Source organism: Mycobacterium sp. TH-M15 (assembly GCF_057473705.1).
Genome location: NZ_JBYCLB010000141.1, coordinates 1 through 1,547 on the forward strand (window position 1 = coordinate 1; position 1,547 = coordinate 1,547).

A 1,547-nucleotide genomic window follows, 5' to 3' on the forward strand; every position below is an offset into this window, starting at 1 on the left:
CAGGCGGTGATCGCGAGCGCGGCTGCGGCGGTTGCAAGCGCGGCGGAGCCGCGCGCAGCGGGCCGCCGCCAGCGGGCGGAGCCGGTTGCAAGCGCGGCGGAGCCGCGCGCAGCGGGCCGCCGCCAGCGGGCGGAGCCGGGCGACGCGAGTAGGGCGTATCGCTGATGGGTTTCCCGCGTCAGCGTCCGCGTCGGCTGCGCGCCACCCCGGCGCTGCGCCGCCTGGTGGCTCAGACGTCGCTGGAGCCACGGCATCTGGTGCTGCCGATGTTCGTCGCCGACGACATAGCGGAAGCCCGGCCCATTCCTTCCATGCCCGGCGTGTACCAGCACACCCGTGACTCGCTGCGGGCGGCTGCCGCTGACGCGGTGAGTGCCGGGGTGGGCGGGCTGATGCTGTTCGGCGTGCCGCATCCGCGCGACAAGGACGCCGTCGGCTCGGCCGGTTCCAACCCCGAGGGGGTGCTGAACGCCGCGCTGCGCGATCTGGCCGCTGACCTCGGCGACGCCACCGTGTTGATGGCCGACACCTGCCTGGACGAGTTCACCGACCACGGCCACTGCGGCGTGCTGGATTCCGCGGGCCGGGTCGACAACGACACCACGCTGAGGCGGTACGTGGAGCTTGCCGTGGCGCAGGCGGAGTCGGGCGCCCAGGTGGTCGGGCCGAGCGGCATGATGGACGGTCAGGTCGGCGCCATCCGGGACGGGCTGGACGCCGCCGGCCACCCCGACGTGGTGATCCTGGCCTACGCGGCCAAGTTCGCCTCGGCGTTCTACGGACCGTTCCGCGACGCGGTGGACTCCAGCCTGGTCGGGGACCGGCGCAGCTACCAGCAGGAGCCGGGCAACGCCCGCGAGGCGCTGCGCGAGATCGAACTGGACCTCGCCGAGGGCGCGGACCTGGTGATGGTCAAACCGGCGCTGGGCTACTTGGACATTGTTGCGCCCGCGGCCGCGACGTCACCGGTGCCGGTCGCCGCCTACCAGGTCTCCGGCGAGTACGCGATGATCAGCGCCGCCGCCGCCAACGGCTGGATCGACCGCCGAGCCGCGGTGTTGGAGTCGCTGGTCAGCATCCGGCGGGCCGGTGCCGACATCGTGCTGACTTACTGGGCCGCCGAGGCGGCGGGCTGGCTGGCCGAGGACGGGAGGCCGCGGTGATCGGGCGGCGGCTGGTGGCTGCCGCGGCGGTGACCGCGGTGCTGCTCACCGTCGGATGTCACCGGACCCAGCCCGCCGATCCGGCGATGACCGTCGACACCGGCCTGCAGCGGCTGTTGGTGACGACGGCGGACTTCCCGGGCACCGGCTGGACCGTCCAGGACGCCAGCGAGAAGCTGACCGAGCCGGCTGGCGACACCGGCACCCCCGAGCCGCCGGAGTGTGACTACCCCAGCACGGTCTCGCCGAAGAGCGGGGCGATGGCGCTGGTCACCGGCCGGGTGCAGACCGAGGAGGTCGGCGCGGTGGTGACCGACCGGCCACCCGGGCAGGTGCTGGCCGACATCGACCACTTCATCGGCAGATGCCAGCGCTTCTCGATAT

2 protein-coding genes are annotated in these 1,547 nt (G+C 73.4%); both read left to right on the forward strand.

Annotation, left to right across the window (positions count from 1 at the left end):
• Nucleotides 1-164 precede the first annotated feature (164 nt).
• Complete coding sequence (gene hemB / locus AC2VNT_RS03455) at nucleotides 165-1,163, forward strand: porphobilinogen synthase (RefSeq protein WP_486945527.1); 999 nt, start codon at nucleotides 165-167, stop codon at nucleotides 1,161-1,163.
• Nucleotides 1,160-1,547: hypothetical protein (locus AC2VNT_RS03460; protein WP_486945528.1), on the forward strand; the 388-nt coding region annotated here is incomplete at its 3' end. The genes hemB and AC2VNT_RS03460, both read left to right, overlap by 4 nt.

Bases quoted from the DNA above. Each gene is read 5' to 3' on its own strand.
- hemB (WP_486945527.1), top strand. From the start codon at position 165: ATGGGTTTCCCGCGTCAGCGTCCGCGTCGGCTGCGCGCCACCCCGGCG.